A 14,928-nucleotide genomic window follows, 5' to 3' on the forward strand; every position below is an offset into this window, starting at 1 on the left:
CTTTGCGCGGTCGGGGAGGGGGAGTCAAGCCGGGAGAGGGGGCCCCCTGCATGCCGGGGAGCCGCCGATGTTTTGGCGCTCTCCCGCATCATCCCCGCTGTCGTCCCGGCGAAAGCCGGGACCCATCATCCCAGGGAGAAGTTTGGCGACGACTCGTAATCCGGTACTTCGGCTTTCTACGATCGATCAATTCCGCGGTATGGGTCCCGGCCTTCGCCGGGACGACGGAATAATCTAATACGTGATCTTCGGCGACAGTTTCCTGGCCTTGGCGATGATGTCGCCGACCGACTTCTCGGAGGGAAGGATGCGGACGAGCTTCCTGCGATCGTTGGCCTCGCGCATGCTCTGCGTCAATCTTGCCGGATTCCGATAAGCGAGCTCGCGCACTGTGGTGACGCCAGCGGCGCGGACGAGACCGACCTTGGCCCGGCCCATGCCGGGAATGCGCATGTAGTCGGAGACGTTGGCCCACTCCAGCAGCGACTGCTCGCTGATGCCGGTCTTGGCCGAGAGTGCCTTGCGGCCCCTGGCCGTGCTCGCGGCTTCCAGCAGCGCGTCGGTCGTGCGGATCCCCTGCGCCTTCAATTTGTTGGCGGCAAAGGCCGGCAGGCCCTCAATCTCTGAGATCGGATATGTCATGATACTCAATATGAAATGCGTCGCTCAGGCGAATTGGCTAAGGCCCGGCGTGCCCGCGATGATCTTGCCCATCTGATCCGCTCCGATTTTGTCTCGACCAAAACGAAAAAGTTCACGCGCAATGGTTTGGATGTCGGACATGCCAAGCCCAAGGCCCATCAGGCGCGTGCCGACGGCCATCAGGCCGCCGCCCATCAGCCGCGACAGTCCGCCGCCGCTCTTGGACGCCTCGATCGCGCCTTCCGCACCGGGGATTTGGTCGATCAGAGCCTGCACGCTGTCGGGAGGACCTTCGCTGCGGAGGAAACCCAGGATAATGCCGACGGTCTTTTCAGCGACAGCACTATCTATGCTGGCGTTTGCCGCCAGCTGTCCGATCAGCTCGTCCATATGGGCCTGCCCCTCAGCCGGTTCACATGCCGGAGAATATTTTCGAAAAACGATCTTGAGCCGGTGCGATGTGAAATACAAGCGATGAACGCACGCAACGTTCCGAAGACGCAAAAAGTGTTGCAGCGATGCAAGAGCGGAGAAGGAATCCGTGAAAAATTGCCGCGGTGCGAATGTATCACTCCGACTTTTGGCGCATGCCGCGCGCGGTGTCTCCGACAATGTCGCATGTGAACGCCGTCTTGAACGGTTTCAATCGGCTCGCGACATGCGTTAAACTACGGAACTGGCGGGCCCGAGTTTCAATACGCGAAACTAACGATAGAGAGAATGATGACGGCGCAGGACAACAAGCTCGGCGATACCGACGACAAAATCTTCGTCGGCAAGGGAGACGAGCAGGCCTGGCTGACGCTGGCGCTCGCCAATCGCCATGGCCTCGTCACCGGCGCGACCGGAACGGGCAAGACGGTCACGCTGCAGGTCATGGCGGAAGGATTTGCGCGGGCCGGTGTTCCGGTGTTCGCCGCCGATATCAAGGGCGACCTCTCCGGCATCTCCGAGGTCGGGGAGGCAAAGGACTTCATCGTCAAGCGTGCCAGCGAGATGGGGCTGACGTTCCAGCCCGACCAGTTCTCGACGGTGTTTTGGGACGTGTTCGGCGAGCAGGGCCATCCAGTGCGGGCCACCATCACCGAGATGGGGCCGCTGCTGCTGTCGCGCATGCTCGATCTCAACGACGTGCAGGAGGGCGTGCTCAACGTCGCCTTCCGCGTCGCCGACGACAACGGTCTCGCGCTGATCGACATGAAGGATCTGCGGGCGCTGCTGGATGCCATCGTGCCCGACAGCGGCAAGAAGGGGCCGGATGCGGACGAGGATCCGCTCGCGCCGATCCGCAAGGCCGCCCAGGGTTTTGGCAACGTCACCAAGGCCACCGTCGGCACCATCCAGCGCCAGCTGCTGGTGCTGGAGAACCAGGGCGCGACAAAATTCTTCGGCGAGCCGGCGCTGACCTTGAAGGACTTCATGAAGACCGACCGCGACGGCCGCGGCATGGTCAACATCCTGGTCGCCGACAAGCTGATGCAGAGCCCGCGGCTTTACGCGACATTCCTGCTGTGGATGCTGTCAGAGCTGTTCGAGGAATTGCCCGAGGCCGGCGACCTTCCGAAGCCCAAGCTGGTGTTCTTCTTCGACGAGGCGCATCTGTTGTTCAACGACGCGCCGAAGGCGTTGATGGACAAGATCGAGCAGGTGGTCCGCCTGATCCGCTCCAAGGGCGTCGGCGTCTATTTCGTCACGCAAAACCCGATCGACGTGCCCGACCGCGTGCTCGGGCAGATGGGCAACCGCGTGCAGCATGCGTTGCGCGCCTTCACTCCGCGCGACCAGAAGGCGGTCGCAGCAGCCGCCCAGACCTTCCGGCCCAACCCGAAGCTCGACACCGCCAAGGTGATCATGGAGCTCGGCAAGGGCGAGGCGCTGGTGTCGTTCCTCGAAGGCAACGGCACGCCGGCGATGGTCGAGCGGGTGCTGATCCGCCCGCCGTCGGCCCGCATCGGGCCGATCACGGCGGAGGAGCGCAAGGCGATCATGGATGCGAGCCCGGTGAAGGGCAAATACGACACCGCGATCGATTCCGAATCCGCCTATGAGATCCTCCAGAAGCGCATCGCCGGCACCGCGGCGCCGGCCGATGGCCAGGCGGGTGGAGGCGGTGGCGGCATCCTCGGCCAGATCGGCTCGATCGTCGGTACCATCTTCGGCACCAACACCGGACGTAACCGGCTGACGACGGGACAGCGCATCGCGCGCGACGTCACGCGCACGGTCACCGACAAGGTGGTCGGCGGCGTCGTGGCCGATCTCGGCAAATCGGTCGGCGGCCAGTTGGGCGGCTCGGTCGGCCGCGCACTCGTCCGCGGCGCGCTCGGCGGGCTGCTGCGCAGGTAGGCAGAATGCCCGGCTGCGGGCCAGCGGTCCGCAACGCCGTTGCGGTTGCGCGAGAAGCGGCGTCTTTGCAAGGCACAAATTCGGGTGATGGGGACTCTCCAAGCGTCCATCGGTCTGCTACGTGCTATTTGTTTCCGACGGGACATAATGTGACTCTCTCGAATCCATCAGACAAACCCGGCGCGCTCCGATCTCTTTCACTGCGCGCACCGCTCGACCTGCTCTTCCTGGTCTGCTGCTTGATTCTGACCGCGGACGTCCTCGGGCCGGAGATCTTCGGCCGCGGCAAGACCAAGGACTACGCGCTGTGGTACTGGGCCGGGCAGCAGGTGCTGCATGGCGGCCCGCTCTATCCGAGCGACATCCATGACCAGTTCGAGTTCATCTATCCGCCGCTGCCGGCGATCCTGCTGGCGATCCCGAGCTGGTTCGGCAAGATCCCGCTCTATGTCGTGCTGTCGATCCTCAATGTGGTGGCGTGGTTTTCAACGGGCGTTCTCTCCAATGCCATGACCGGCTCGGACCGCAAGCCGGGCCCGTGGCTCGAAGCGCTGCCGGCATTCGCCACCGTGACCTTCGTGTTCGACATGTTCGATCTCGGTCAGCCGAACCTCGTTCTGCTGGCGATGATGCTGTACGGCTTCTGGAGCCTCCAGCATCGACGATCCTGGTTGGCAGGCTTCATGTTCGCACTCGCCACCGCCATCAAAGTGTTTCCGATCGCGGTGCTGCCTTATCTGGTTTGGCGGAGGCAGTGGGCGGCCGTCGTCAGCGTGATCGCCTTCATCGGCGTGCTGCTCTACGTCGTGCCGGCGCCGATCCGTGGCTTCGAGCGTAACGCGGCCGAGCTCAACACCTGGTACCAGGGCATGGTCGGCTCCAGTTCGGAGAAGGGTTTTGGCCAGCGCGACGAGCAGAACTGGTCGTGGGTCAACCAGTCCATCATCGCGGTGACGCATCGGCTGGTCCGCCCGATCAACTACAATCTGGAGGACCCCAGCAAGCCGGTGCGCACGATGAATGTCATCGACGTCGACTACAAGACGGCGAACTGGATCGTGCTCGCAGTGTCGGTGTTGCTCGGGCTCGGCTTTGTCGCGGTCATGCCGCGGCAATCGCAGCGAACGGCGCGTTCGGATGCCGAGGAGCTCGGCATTCTGTTCTGCCTGATGACGGTCGCCTCGCCGTTGGCGCGACAATATTACTTCATGTGGCTGTTCCTGCCGTTCACGGTGCTGATGCATCGGGCCGCTTTCGACGTGCGGCCGAATGTGCGGCTGGGAACCTGGCTCGCGCTTCTGGCTACCGGCATCCTCATGCTGCTGTCGCTGCCGCTGTTCCCCAACACCATCCAGGCCTGGGGCAACAACCTCGTCGCCACGGCGGTCCTCGCCGTGACGCTCGCCTGGCACATCCGGCATCCGCCGGTTGCGGCTAGCTCCGAGGCCGCGGCAGGGTTAAAACCACAACCATCCTGAGGTTAGAAAAGTGGGACATCCGGCCATGGCCAATGCGCAGCTTCAATCCGTGCTCGACCACATCGACAAGGACTTCGATAACAGCCTCGAGCGGCTGTTCTCGCTGTTGCGGATCAAGTCGATTTCCGCGGATCCGGCCTATGCTGGGGATTGCAAGGCGGCAGCCGAGCATCTGGCCAAGGACATCGCGAGCCTCGGCGTCGCGGCCGAGGTGAGGCCGACTGCCGGCCATCCCGCCGTCGTCGGCAAGGCCAAAGCGGGCGGACGGCCGCATGTGATCTTCTATGGCCATTACGACGTGCAGCCGGTCGATCCGCTCGAGCTCTGGCACCGTCCGCCGTTTGAGCCGGCCGTCGTCGATCATGCCGACGGCCGCAAGATCATCGTCGCGCGCGGCGCCGAGGACGACAAGGGTCAGGTGATGACCTTCGTCGAAGCCTGCCGCGCCTGGAAGAAGGTCACGGGCTCGCTGCCGATCGACATCACCTTCCTGATCGAAGGCGAGGAGGAGGTCGGCTCCAAGAACTTCGTGCCGTTCGTCGAAGCCAACAAGGACGAGTTCAAAGCCGATTACGTGCTGGTCTGCGACACCGGCATGTGGGATCCGGAGACGCCGGCGATCACGACGGCGCTGCGTGGCCTGCTCTATGAAGAGGTGAAGATCACCGCCGCCAGCCGCGATCTGCATTCCGGCGTGTACGGCGGCACGGCGATGAACCCGATCCGGGTGCTGACCAAAATCCTCGGCGGACTGTTCGACGACGACAACCACATCACCATTCCGGGCTTCTATGACGGCGTGAAGGACACGCCGCCTGAGATCCTGGAGCAGTGGAAGAAACTCAATTTCACGCCGGACTCGTTTCTCAAGCCGGTCGGTCTGTCGATCCCGGCCGGCGAGAAGGGCCGGTTGATGGTGGAACAGGCCTCCACGCGTCCGACCTGCGACGTCAACGGCATCTGGGGCGGCTATATCGGCGAGGGCTCCAAGACGGTGATCCCGTCGCATGCCTCGGCAAAAGTCTCGTTCCGGCTGGTCCAGGGCCAGGACCCCCAGAAGATCCGCAAGGCTTTCCGCGATTATGTGTCCGCTCGGATTCCCGGCGACTGCAAGGTCGAGTTCGGCGACCATTCCGCCGCACCCGCCGTGGCGCTCGACTGGAACATGAAGCCGCTTGCGGCGGCCAGGAAGGCGCTCACTGAGGAATGGGGCAAGGAGACCGTGCTGATGGGCTCCGGCGCATCGATCCCGATCGTCGCCGATTTCAAGCGCGCGCTCGGGCTGGATTCGCTGCTCGTCGGCTTTGGCCTGGACGACGACAACATCCATTCGCCGAACGAGAAGTACGATCTGCGCAGCTTCCAGAAGGGCATCCGCTCCTGGGCGCGGATCCTCGCCGCACTGGCCGATGTGAAGTAGGCACAGTGCCGTAGGGTGGGCAAAGGCGCGAAGCGCCGTGCCCACCACCTCTCAGTGATGACCAAAGAAGAAGACGTGGGCACGCTTCGCTTTGCCCACCCTACGGCTCTGTTTCCGTAACGAGACCTTGCAAAAAAAACGCCGCCCGGAATTGGGCGGCGTTTCATTCCAAAACGTGTAGAGGGTGTTGGCGGTTACCCTACACGAAATCCGCAGAATCTCAAGACCGGTAGCCCGGCAGCTCACGGTCGAGCTTGCGCAGCAGCGGCGGCCACACCAGGTTCGTCGCGCGCAGCTCGGCGCGGTCGCGGTTGGCGAGCAGCTCGGTGTTCTTCTCGATCGCGATCTCCTCGACCGGATAGACCGGCGTGCCCAGCGCGCGCGTGCGCACCTGCATCGAGCAGGCGCGCTCGAGGTGATACATGCGCTCGAAGGCGGAAGCGACCGAGCGGCCGACGGTCAGGGTGCCGTGGTTGCGCAGGAGCATGTGGTTGTGGTCGCCGAGGTCCTTCTGCAGCCGCGGCCGCTCGTCGTGATCGAGCGCGATGCCTTCATAGTCGTGATAGGCGAGGTCATGGGTGACGAGCTGCGCGGTCTGGTTCAGCGGCAGCAGGCCTTCGGCGCTGCTCGACACCGCGGTGCCGTCCAGCGTGTGGAGATGCAGCACGCAGATCGCGTCCTCGCGCACCTCGTGGATCGCCGAATGGATGGTGAAGCCGGCCGGGTTGATGCTGTATTCGCTCTCGCTGAGCTGGTTGCCGTGCAGATCGACCTTGACCAGGCTCGAGGCCGTGATCTCGTCGAACATCAGCCCGTAGGGATTGATCAGGAAGTGGTGGTCGGGGCCGGGCACGCGCGCGGAGATGTGGGTGTCGACCAGATCGTCCCAGCCGTACAGCGAGACGAGACGATAGCAGGCGGCGAGATTGACCCGTTGCTGCCACTCGGCCTCCGTCATGTTCGACGGTACTTCCTTCAGGCGCGCTTCCGCTGGTGACATGGCAAATCTCTCCGAACCTCGTTGTTGCGGGGAGAGAGCCTAGTCGCGGGTGAGGCCCGCAGCAAGGCGGTCAAATCGCGGCAGCCAAGCGTAGCCCGCATGCTTGTCCGCCGTAGCTCGAAGAGCGAAGGCGGAGAGCAAGGCTTGGAGAAGAATATTACGGCGCCGGGATCGACAGCAGGCTGGAAATGCTGCGGCCGCGGATGTCGTAGACGCGGGCGAACACCACGTCGTCGCGCTTGATCTCGACCAGCACCGGGGCGGTCAGGCCTTTGCAGTAGAATTCGCCGAGCGTCATGGCGAAATCGGCCGCGTTGGAATCCCAGCCGATGGTGAAGTCGGGGCCGAGCGCGACCTGCGCCGGGCGCTGCGGACCGCACACCGCGACCTTCCATTTGCGATTGCGCGGCGGCACTTCCTGGCGCTCGATCAGCTGCTCGCGCAGCTCGTCGGAGGCCTGCTTCAGCGCGAGGCCCCAATAGTCCAGCATGAAGCGGTCGTCGGCGGCGCGCACCGTGCCGGCGATGTGGTTGAAGTGGGTGTATTGATAGGGATGCAGCCGGATCATCTCGGCGAGCGGCAGCGCGAGGCCGAAGCAGAACACGGCGAGCACGGCCGGCTGCCAGGCGCGGTGGTTGGCGCGCAGGCGCTCCATGGTCCAGGCGAAGGCGACGCCTCCGAGCACCGCCATCGGCGGGATCACGAACACGAAATGGCGGATGCCGTTGTAGAGCGCCGGACGCTTCACCATCGCGATCGCGAGCGGCAGGGTGGCCGCCAGGGTCAGCATCAGCATGATGGTCTTGCGGCGCGCCGGAACCTCGCGACGCGTCAGCATCGCGAAGGTGCTGAACACGGCGCCGGCCATGAACACCAGCATCACTTCGGGCAGCTGCAGCGCGAACAGCGTCGGCAGATACGACCAGGGCATGTCGGGAACCGACACGATCGCGCCGTCGAACATCTCCTTCCAGGGCTTCTCGAAGAAATGCGAGAAATAGGTCAGCGCCTCGAAGGGATTGCCGGGCTCCATGATCGACCACGGCCAGATCAGGCCCATCACGAGATAGCCGAATGCCAGCCCAGGCAGCAGCACGTAGACGACATGGGCGAAACGCCTGATCGCCTCGCGCGCGCCCTCGGTGCGCAGCTCTTCCAGCAACAACGGCATGAAGCCGGCCATCGCGTAGACCAGCGCGAGGCCGCCGAGGATGCGGCAGCCGATCGACAGGCCGGCACCCAGGCCGACGATCAGGATCGTGCGCGGCGAAGGGTTTGGATATTCCTCGGCGAGCCGGACCAGGCCGAGCATCAGGATGATCATGGCCACCGCGAAGGGCGCATCCTTCGGGTTCATGAACATGTGGCCGTAGAAGATCGGGCAGAGCGCCAGCAGCAAGAGTGCGGCGAGGCCCGCCAGCGGTCCGGCGACGCGGCGGCCGAGCCGCCAGGTGACCGCAAGACCGATCACGCCGACGATCGCGCCGACCAGGCGTCGCGTCTCGAACAGCTCGAGCGGGAGAATCTTGTGCAGCAGGGCTGCGACCATGTCGAAGCCGCCGCCATACATATAGAGGTTGGCGAAGGAGAGTGCGGACGTATCCCGGAAGCCGGAACCGTACATGCGCAGCAGCAGGTCGGCATACTCGGCATGGGTGTAATCGTCCCAGCCGAGCCCGTAGTCGCGGAAGGTCAGGCCTGCGATGACGGCGACGGCAGCCAGCACCAGCATGGCGAGATCGTCGCAAGTCCGTTCAACCGAGCGCCCGAGGGGCGTGTCGATCGCCGAAGTCGTGATGGATGTCATGGCTATTGGTGACCCGGAATCCCCTCTTGGCCCTGCTGGTGCGCGCGGGCCTGCTCCCCGGAATCCCTATAGCGCAGTTCCATTACCAAGTAATTGGGCATTATGGCTAAATTCCTGATGCGACGCAGCAATTTCCAGAAACTCGGAGCACATCACAGCTAGCGGACCGTTGCTGAAGGGAATGTGAATAAGTCCCTGATATCCTTCCCTTTAGGAACGGTGCGGGCAATTGGTCGTTGGCGAGGAACGCAGTATGACGGTATCGTGGCGTAACGGGTGTCGTGCGTGGGTGCACGGCCGGGGGTGTGTTCGATGAGCTTGGCTTTGTTGATTGCAGGGATTTTCGCCGTGGTGGCGGGCCTCCTTGCGATCGCTTTTGGCTATTCGATCAGGGATTTCAGCCTCGGCAGCACGCTCATAACGAGCGGCGTGATCGGCGTCTGCTCCGGAATGTTACTGGTCGGCCTCTACATCGTGCTGCTGGAGCTGCAAGGCATTGCCCGCCGGCTGGCCGGAACGGCTGCAGCGTCGGAGGTTCGCGTGAGGCCGGTGCTGCCGCCGGGCCTCGCTGCGCCCACTGCACCGGGTGCGTCTGCGCTGGAACTGCCGCCGGCGCGCGTCGAGCCGCAGCCATCGCCCGCTGCGCCGCCTTGGCAGGCCGAAGCGCCAGTGCGCGAGCGACCGCGGGTCGAGGCACCGGCCGAGCCGGAAGCGCCGCCTCCGCCCCCGCCCGCCGCTCCGGAGGCACCACGTCGCCGCAACCTGATGTTCGCCTCGAGCTCGCGCAAGGAGCGTGAGCGTGCCGAGGCCAAGGCCGCGGACGGTCTGCCGCCGCAACCACATGCCGAGCCCGCGGAGCCGGCCGCATCAGAAGCTCCGCCCGCGAGCTTCGACGATGCCTGGCCGAAGGCTGACCGTGCACGGCCGCCGGAGCCACCCGCGGCGCGTCGCCCGCCGCCGCCGCGGCCGGCGTCGACCTTCGAGCCCGCTGCACCTCAGCCTGCTGCGCCTCAGCCCGCCGCACCTCCGCCTGCACCCGAGCCGCCGCCGGTCGAACAGTCGCAGGTGACGGTGCTCAAATCCGGCATCGTCGACGGCATGGCCTATTCGCTTTATTCCGACGGCTCGATCGAGGCGCAAATGCCGGAGGGCATGATGCGCTTTGCCTCGATCGACGAACTGCGCGCCCATCTCGACCAGCGCGGCGGCTGAAGCCCCGCTGGATCCAAGTAGAGTCTCGCAGTTTTTGTCGCGAGATCAGTAATCGGTTCATATTTTCCAGTCGTCCTATTTCGGCCAAACGTATTGTTGACAGAGAATACTTCACCGCCGCCAATGCAGTCGCGACGGAGTCATTGGAGAGAGGTCGAGCCCATGTCCGATGCCGGGGCCAAAAATTTCATCGAGCTGACGGCGAACATCGTCTCGGCCTATGTCAGCAACAACCCGACGCCGGCCGCCGAGATTCCGAACCTGATCAGCCAGGTGCACGGTGCGTTGACGCGGGTGTCGTCGGGTCGCGTCGAAGCGCCGCTCGAACCGGCAAAGCCCGCAGTCTCGCTGAAGAAGTCGATCGCGCCCGACTATCTGGTGTGCCTGGAAGACGGCAAGCGCTTCAAGTCGCTGAAGCGCCATCTGCGCACGCAGTACAGCATGACGCCCGAGCAATATCGCGAGAAATGGGGCCTGCCGGCCGACTATCCCATGGTCGCGCCGAACTACGCGGTGGCGCGTTCGCAGCTGGCGAAGAAGATGGGCCTGGGACAGCAGCAGCGGAAGAAGGGGAAGTAGCGTAGCGCTTAGTGTCGTAGGGTGGGCAAAGGCGCAAAGCGCCGTGCCCACGAATTCTCATCAATCGCACTCAGAACGTGGGCACGCTTCGCTTTGCCCACCCTACGGCAGCTCATCATGCGGAGCTACGACGCTTCCGCGAGCGCCTCTTTCGCGTCGGTCTTGATCCGCTCGACCATCGAACGCAGGCCGTTGGAGCGCTGCGGCGTCAGATGGTCGCGGAAGCCGAACTCGTTGAACACGGAAATCGCATCGGTATCGAGGATCTCCTGCGGCGTGCGGCCGGAATAGAGCGAGAGCACGATCGCGACCAGCCCGCGCACAATATGCGCGTCGCTGTCGCCGCGATACTTCAGGATCGGCGCGCCATTGCCGCGATCGACCAGCTTCTGGAGCCAGACCTGGCTGACGCAGCCATTCACCTTGTTCTCGGCCGAGTGCTCCGCCTCGGGCATCGGTTCCAGGGTGCGGCCGAGCTCGATGACGTACCGGTAACGGTCGTCCCAGTCGTCCAGAAGCTCGAAATTGTCCCTGATCTCGTCAATCGTCGTCATTGATGGCCCGTGGTTCCCGCGTTCTCCCAATATAGGCACGCGGGACGTCGAAATCGATAGGATTTGGGGCCTAATTCGCGGCTTCCGGACCGCGCCATTCCAGCGCGAGATCGTCCTGGGTCAGCGTGTCGCGCGGCGCTTCGGTCGCGGCTGCATCGCCTTCACCGGCGACCGTGATCGAGCCGGTGTGGTCGGGCGCCTTCTTGTCGGTCTTTTCGTTCTTCTCGATCTGCTCTTTTTTGTCGTTGATGATCTGGTAGATCTTCTTCGCGCCGTCCTGGGCTCGCTGGCCGATGATGGTGGCGGCCTGTCCGCCGACCTCGCAGGCCGCCGGCTGGCGCTTGCAGAACTGGCTCATGTCGGAGACGGCCGCGGTCGCAGCCTGCACCGCGTCGGCAGCGCCGATCTGCGGCAGCTTGTCCGATTCGTGCGTCTTGTCCCGCGGCAGGAGCACCAGCACCAGCCCGAGCCAGAATGTGATGCGGAGCAGAAAGCGCATCTAATCGACCTGTATGTTAGATCCCGCCGCGGCGATCCCCGCGAGGTGTCGGACCTAGCAACTCTCGATAAATCGCAAGTGATTGCCTTCCGCTTAATTCGCGGAAAATTTACGCAAAAATCTTCCCGATTGGAGGTCTCGTAAATTTTCGATTGATGGCTGGGCCATTGGTGTTCCGGCCGCCCGCGCGTCCACCAATTCGAAACCATGAAAGGGACGGCGAAACCCTGTGTTCACCATCCGCGATGATGACATCGCCAAATCGCCTAAAAATCTCCGCGATGACGCGGTGTCGGGCCGCAGGCCGGATCGCCTTAGCACTCGTTTAAGGTCGCTCTGACACGTTGGCTCAACGACAAGGAGGCGTTCCGGCACGTCTTCAACGACGATTGAGCCGAAGCGCGAGACCCGTGACAGTTTTGAGTATCATCCGCGATTGTCTCGATGCGCTGCTGCATCCCTCCGCGCGTTACGATGCGCTGACGCGAGCGCGCCATCGGGCTTTCATGGCGCCGCGGCTTCTCGGAAGCCTGGCCGCCTTTGCCGCATTTCCTGTCTATCTGGTGCTGCGTGGCGCGCCGAGCGCGATCGAGGTCGCTGCCTTTGCCTGGCTGATCGCGCCGATCATGCTGTCCTGGTTCCTGTCGCGCACCGGCCGCTATGAAGGCGCCCATGTGCTGTCGTCGCTGGCGCTCGCCGGCCTGATCATGGCGATCGCCGCCACCACCGGCGGTATCGAATCATTCGCGGCGATCTGGCTGGTCGTGGTTCCCCTCGAAGCCGCGCTGTCGGCCTCGCGCCGCGTCGCAGCCTTTGCCTCGCTGCTCGCGTTGTCCTGCGCGGGCCTGTTGATCCTGGTCACTCAGCTCGGCTGGCTGCCGGCCGGCGACCTCAGCGCCCCCGAGCGCAGCGCGATGATGGCGTTCGGCGTCGCTTCCGCGACGCTCTATGCCGCGGGCCTTGCCTTCGGCGCCGAGTCGCTCGCGCGTACCAGCGTCACGTTGCTGTCGCGCGAGGAGGAACGCTATCGCCTGCTGGCGCGCAACATGAGCGACGTGATCTCGCGGCATCAGCGCAACGGCGCGGTGCAATTCATCTCGCAGGCCGCCGAAGCCATGCTCGGCATGCCGGTCGCGCAGCTGCTCGGCCATGGCCTGTTCGATCGCGTCCATGTCGCCGACCGCCCGGCCTATCTCACTGCGCTGTCCGATGCCGCGCGCGGCGACGTGCGCAGCGTCGAGTTCCGGCTGCGCCGGGAGCCCGATGGTTCCGAGCGCGGTCAGGTCGATTTCATCTGGGTCGAGATGCGCTGCCGGCCGCTCGATCAGCATCCGGGCGGCGATCTCACGCGCGAGGCCGAAGTCGTCGGCGTCATGCGCGACGTGACCGATCGCAAGCTGTCCGAGCAGGCGCTCGATCAGGCGCGCAGCGCGGCGGAAGCCGCCGACGCCGCCAAGACGCGCTTCCTCGCCACCATGAGCCACGAGCTGCGCACGCCGCTCAACGCCATCATCGGATTCTCCGAGATGATCGCGCAGGAGCAGACCCTGATGCTGGGCGCGCCCCAGCGCAAGGAATATGCCGAGCTGATCAACGCCTCCGGCCAGCACCTGCTGTCGGTCGTCAACGGCATTCTCGACATGTCGAAGATGGAGTCGGGCAATTTCGAGATTGCGTCGGAGCCGTTCGCACCGCGCGCCTCGCTGATGCATTGCTGCAATCTGCTCGCGCTCAAGGCGCGCGAGAACGGCATCGATCTCATCACCGACGCGCCGCAGGATCTGCCCGTCATGACCGGCGATCCCAGAGCCTTCAAGCAGATCGTGCTCAACCTCGTCGCCAATGCCGTCAAGTTCACCGAGCGCGGCGGCCAGGTCACCGTGGCGGCCGCTGCATCCGCCTCGCAGCTCACACTGCGCATCAGCGATACCGGCGTCGGGATTGCGCCTGACGATCTCAAGCGCATCGGCGCGCCGTTCTTCCAATGCGGCAAGACCTATGAGCGCCGTCACGAGGGCACCGGCCTCGGCCTTTCCATCGTGAAGAGCCTCGTGGCGTTGCATCTCGGCGAATTGACGGTACAAAGCAAGCTCGGCGAGGGGACCGCAGTCACCGTCAAGCTGCCGCTGGTCTACACGCCGCCGCAAGCCAAGCCGGCGGAGAGCAAGATCGCGACGCTGACGCCGGCGCTGCGCCAAGAGACTCAAGACCGACAGATTCAAGACCGACCTCAGGACCAACCTGCTCTGGTGAAGAAAAGTGCCTAGAAAGCCTGCAAAGGACGAAGCCGCTCCGCGCCGCCGTGGTGCCAAGGCCGCGGTCGTGGACGTCGAGACCGAGCGCAACCTCGTGCTGCGCGTGCTCTTGCACAGCCCGAAGGACACGCTGGCCGGCCTCGTCGCCGTCGCCGCGATCAGCGCCATCGTTGCCAATGCGCTGTTCCTCCAGACCGGCCGGCACCCGGCGCCGATGTTCGGCACCGTGATCAATCTTCCCGCGCCGTCGTCGGTGCCGCTCTCCAATCCCATGCCGCGTCCGCGTCCTGTCGGGGCCGATACGTCGCCGCTCGAGCCGAAAGCAACCGAGTTTCGCGTCGAGCCGAAACCGGCCGAGAAGGTGCCGGAGAAGCCCGCCGAGACGACGGCCTCGACGCCGCCGCGCGCGGGCGATCCCATGACCAATCTGGTCATCAAGGCCACGACACCCACGCCGGCACCGTCCGCGGTGGCCGTCGCACGTCCGCCGGCGCCGATCCCGACGCAGCAGAGCCCGGCGGCGCGTCGCCTCGCCGGCGTGCAGCGCGCGCTGTCCGAATACGGCTATGGGAATTTGAAGATCACGGGCACGATGAGCGGCGAGACCCAGTCGGCGATCCAGACCTTCGAGCGCCAGCACAAGATGCCCGTCACCGGCCAGGTGTCGGACCGCCTGCTGCGTGAGCTCGCCGCCGCGATCGGCCACCCCGTCGAATAAACGTCATCGCGTCTTGAAGCCTGAAGGCTGGTGCTGCTTGCAGCGCTGGCCTATCGTGCACGCATGCGTTTGAAATCAAACATCTGGGTCTCAGCCTACCTGCGCCGGTGCCAGACCGAGGGCGTGTTCGGCGCCGTGCGCCGTCGCGGTGCCGAGGAGGCGGGGGCTGTGTTCGTGAAGGTGTCGCTGCTCGACGGCAACGCGATGCTCTACACGCCGGCGCCGCAGACCGTCTATGACGAGGGGCGGCCGGTCGATCGGCTCTTCGTACCGATCGCGCCGCAGCCGGTACCTGAGCCTGCCGTGGAAGAGCGCCTGACCAAGGAGCTCCGCTTCGACCCGGATGCCTGGATCGTGGAAACCGAGGACCGCGCAGGACGGCATTTCCTCGAGTTGGCGAAAACGTAACTGCCGCCTC

14 protein-coding genes are annotated in these 14,928 nt (G+C 64.5%); 8 read left to right on the plus strand and 6 right to left on the minus strand.

All coding sequences use genetic code 11. From position 1 onward, the window contains the following. Positions 1–234: 234 nt before the first annotated feature. The gene (locus NLM32_RS17370; protein WP_254130152.1) at positions 235–642 is read right to left on the minus strand and encodes a DUF4332 domain-containing protein; all 408 of its coding nucleotides are present in this window, start codon (positions 640–642) and stop codon (positions 235–237) included. A 24-nt stretch (positions 643–666) separates the two neighbouring features. Then, positions 667–1,032: a DUF2267 domain-containing protein gene (locus NLM32_RS17375; protein WP_254130153.1), complete on the minus strand. Its 366-nt coding sequence runs from the start codon at positions 1,030–1,032 to the stop codon at positions 667–669. A 333-nt stretch (positions 1,033–1,365) separates the two neighbouring features. On the opposite strand from NLM32_RS17375, the gene NLM32_RS17380 reads away from it, so the two are divergent. The 3 genes from NLM32_RS17380 (at position 1,366) to NLM32_RS17390 (ending at position 5,886) form a co-directional block, all read left to right on the plus strand. Then, positions 1,366–2,988: a helicase HerA-like domain-containing protein gene (locus NLM32_RS17380; protein WP_254135335.1), complete on the plus strand. Its 1,623-nt coding sequence runs from the start codon at positions 1,366–1,368 to the stop codon at positions 2,986–2,988. A 149-nt stretch (positions 2,989–3,137) separates the two neighbouring features. Next, on the plus strand, positions 3,138–4,466 hold the full coding sequence (locus NLM32_RS17385) for a glycosyltransferase 87 family protein (protein ID WP_254130154.1): 1,329 nt from the start codon (positions 3,138–3,140) through the stop codon (positions 4,464–4,466). 25 nt (positions 4,467–4,491) lie between these two features. Continuing rightward, entirely contained in the window at positions 4,492–5,886 is a 1,395-nt protein-coding gene (locus NLM32_RS17390; RefSeq protein ID WP_254130155.1) for a M20/M25/M40 family metallo-hydrolase, read from the plus strand. Between the two features lie 220 nt (positions 5,887–6,106). Here NLM32_RS17390 and NLM32_RS17395 read toward each other — a convergent pair whose 3' ends face one another. Continuing rightward, positions 6,107–6,886: a class II aldolase/adducin family protein gene (locus NLM32_RS17395; RefSeq protein WP_028153549.1), complete on the minus strand. Its 780-nt coding sequence runs from the start codon at positions 6,884–6,886 to the stop codon at positions 6,107–6,109. Positions 6,887–7,043: 157 nt separating this feature from the next. After that, positions 7,044–8,693 (minus strand): glycosyltransferase family 39 protein, encoded by a 1,650-nt coding sequence (locus tag NLM32_RS17400; protein WP_254130156.1) that lies wholly within the window; start codon positions 8,691–8,693, stop codon positions 7,044–7,046. Between the two features lie 312 nt (positions 8,694–9,005). Between NLM32_RS17400 and NLM32_RS17405 the strand changes: the two genes are divergently transcribed. After that, a complete protein-coding gene (locus NLM32_RS17405; RefSeq protein ID WP_254130157.1) occupies positions 9,006–9,905 on the plus strand; it encodes a DUF308 domain-containing protein in 900 nt (299 codons plus the stop codon). A 162-nt stretch (positions 9,906–10,067) separates the two neighbouring features. After that, on the plus strand, positions 10,068–10,484 hold the full coding sequence (locus NLM32_RS17410) for a MucR family transcriptional regulator (protein ID WP_254130158.1): 417 nt from the start codon (positions 10,068–10,070) through the stop codon (positions 10,482–10,484). Between the two features lie 125 nt (positions 10,485–10,609). On the opposite strand, the gene NLM32_RS17415 is transcribed toward NLM32_RS17410, so the two are convergent. Beyond that, positions 10,610–11,038: a SufE family protein gene (locus NLM32_RS17415; protein ID WP_254130159.1), complete on the minus strand. Its 429-nt coding sequence runs from the start codon at positions 11,036–11,038 to the stop codon at positions 10,610–10,612. Positions 11,039–11,108: 70 nt separating this feature from the next. Beyond that, positions 11,109–11,537 carry a DUF5330 domain-containing protein gene (locus tag NLM32_RS17420; protein WP_254130160.1) on the minus strand — a complete coding sequence of 143 codons (429 nt, stop codon included), beginning with the start codon at positions 11,535–11,537 and terminating at the stop codon, positions 11,109–11,111. Between the two features lie 410 nt (positions 11,538–11,947). Here NLM32_RS17420 and NLM32_RS17425 point away from each other — a divergent pair, with 410 nt between their 5' ends. From NLM32_RS17425 to NLM32_RS17435, 3 genes are all read left to right on the plus strand, one after another. Continuing rightward, complete coding sequence (locus NLM32_RS17425) at positions 11,948–13,804, plus strand: PAS domain-containing sensor histidine kinase (protein ID WP_254130161.1); 1,857 nt, start codon at positions 11,948–11,950, stop codon at positions 13,802–13,804. Further along, positions 13,797–14,510 carry a peptidoglycan-binding protein gene (locus NLM32_RS17430; protein WP_254130162.1) on the plus strand — a complete coding sequence of 238 codons (714 nt, stop codon included), beginning with the start codon at positions 13,797–13,799 and terminating at the stop codon, positions 14,508–14,510. The genes NLM32_RS17425 and NLM32_RS17430 overlap by 8 nt, the downstream gene beginning before the upstream one ends. Positions 14,511–14,573: 63 nt before the next feature. Further along, positions 14,574–14,918, plus strand: coding sequence for a DUF1491 family protein (locus NLM32_RS17435; protein ID WP_254135336.1), 345 nt, complete (start codon positions 14,574–14,576; stop codon positions 14,916–14,918). Positions 14,919–14,928 lie beyond the last annotated feature (10 nt).

The organism is Bradyrhizobium sp. CCGUVB14, assembly GCF_024199935.1.
Classification (GTDB): domain Bacteria; phylum Pseudomonadota; class Alphaproteobacteria; order Rhizobiales; family Xanthobacteraceae; genus Bradyrhizobium.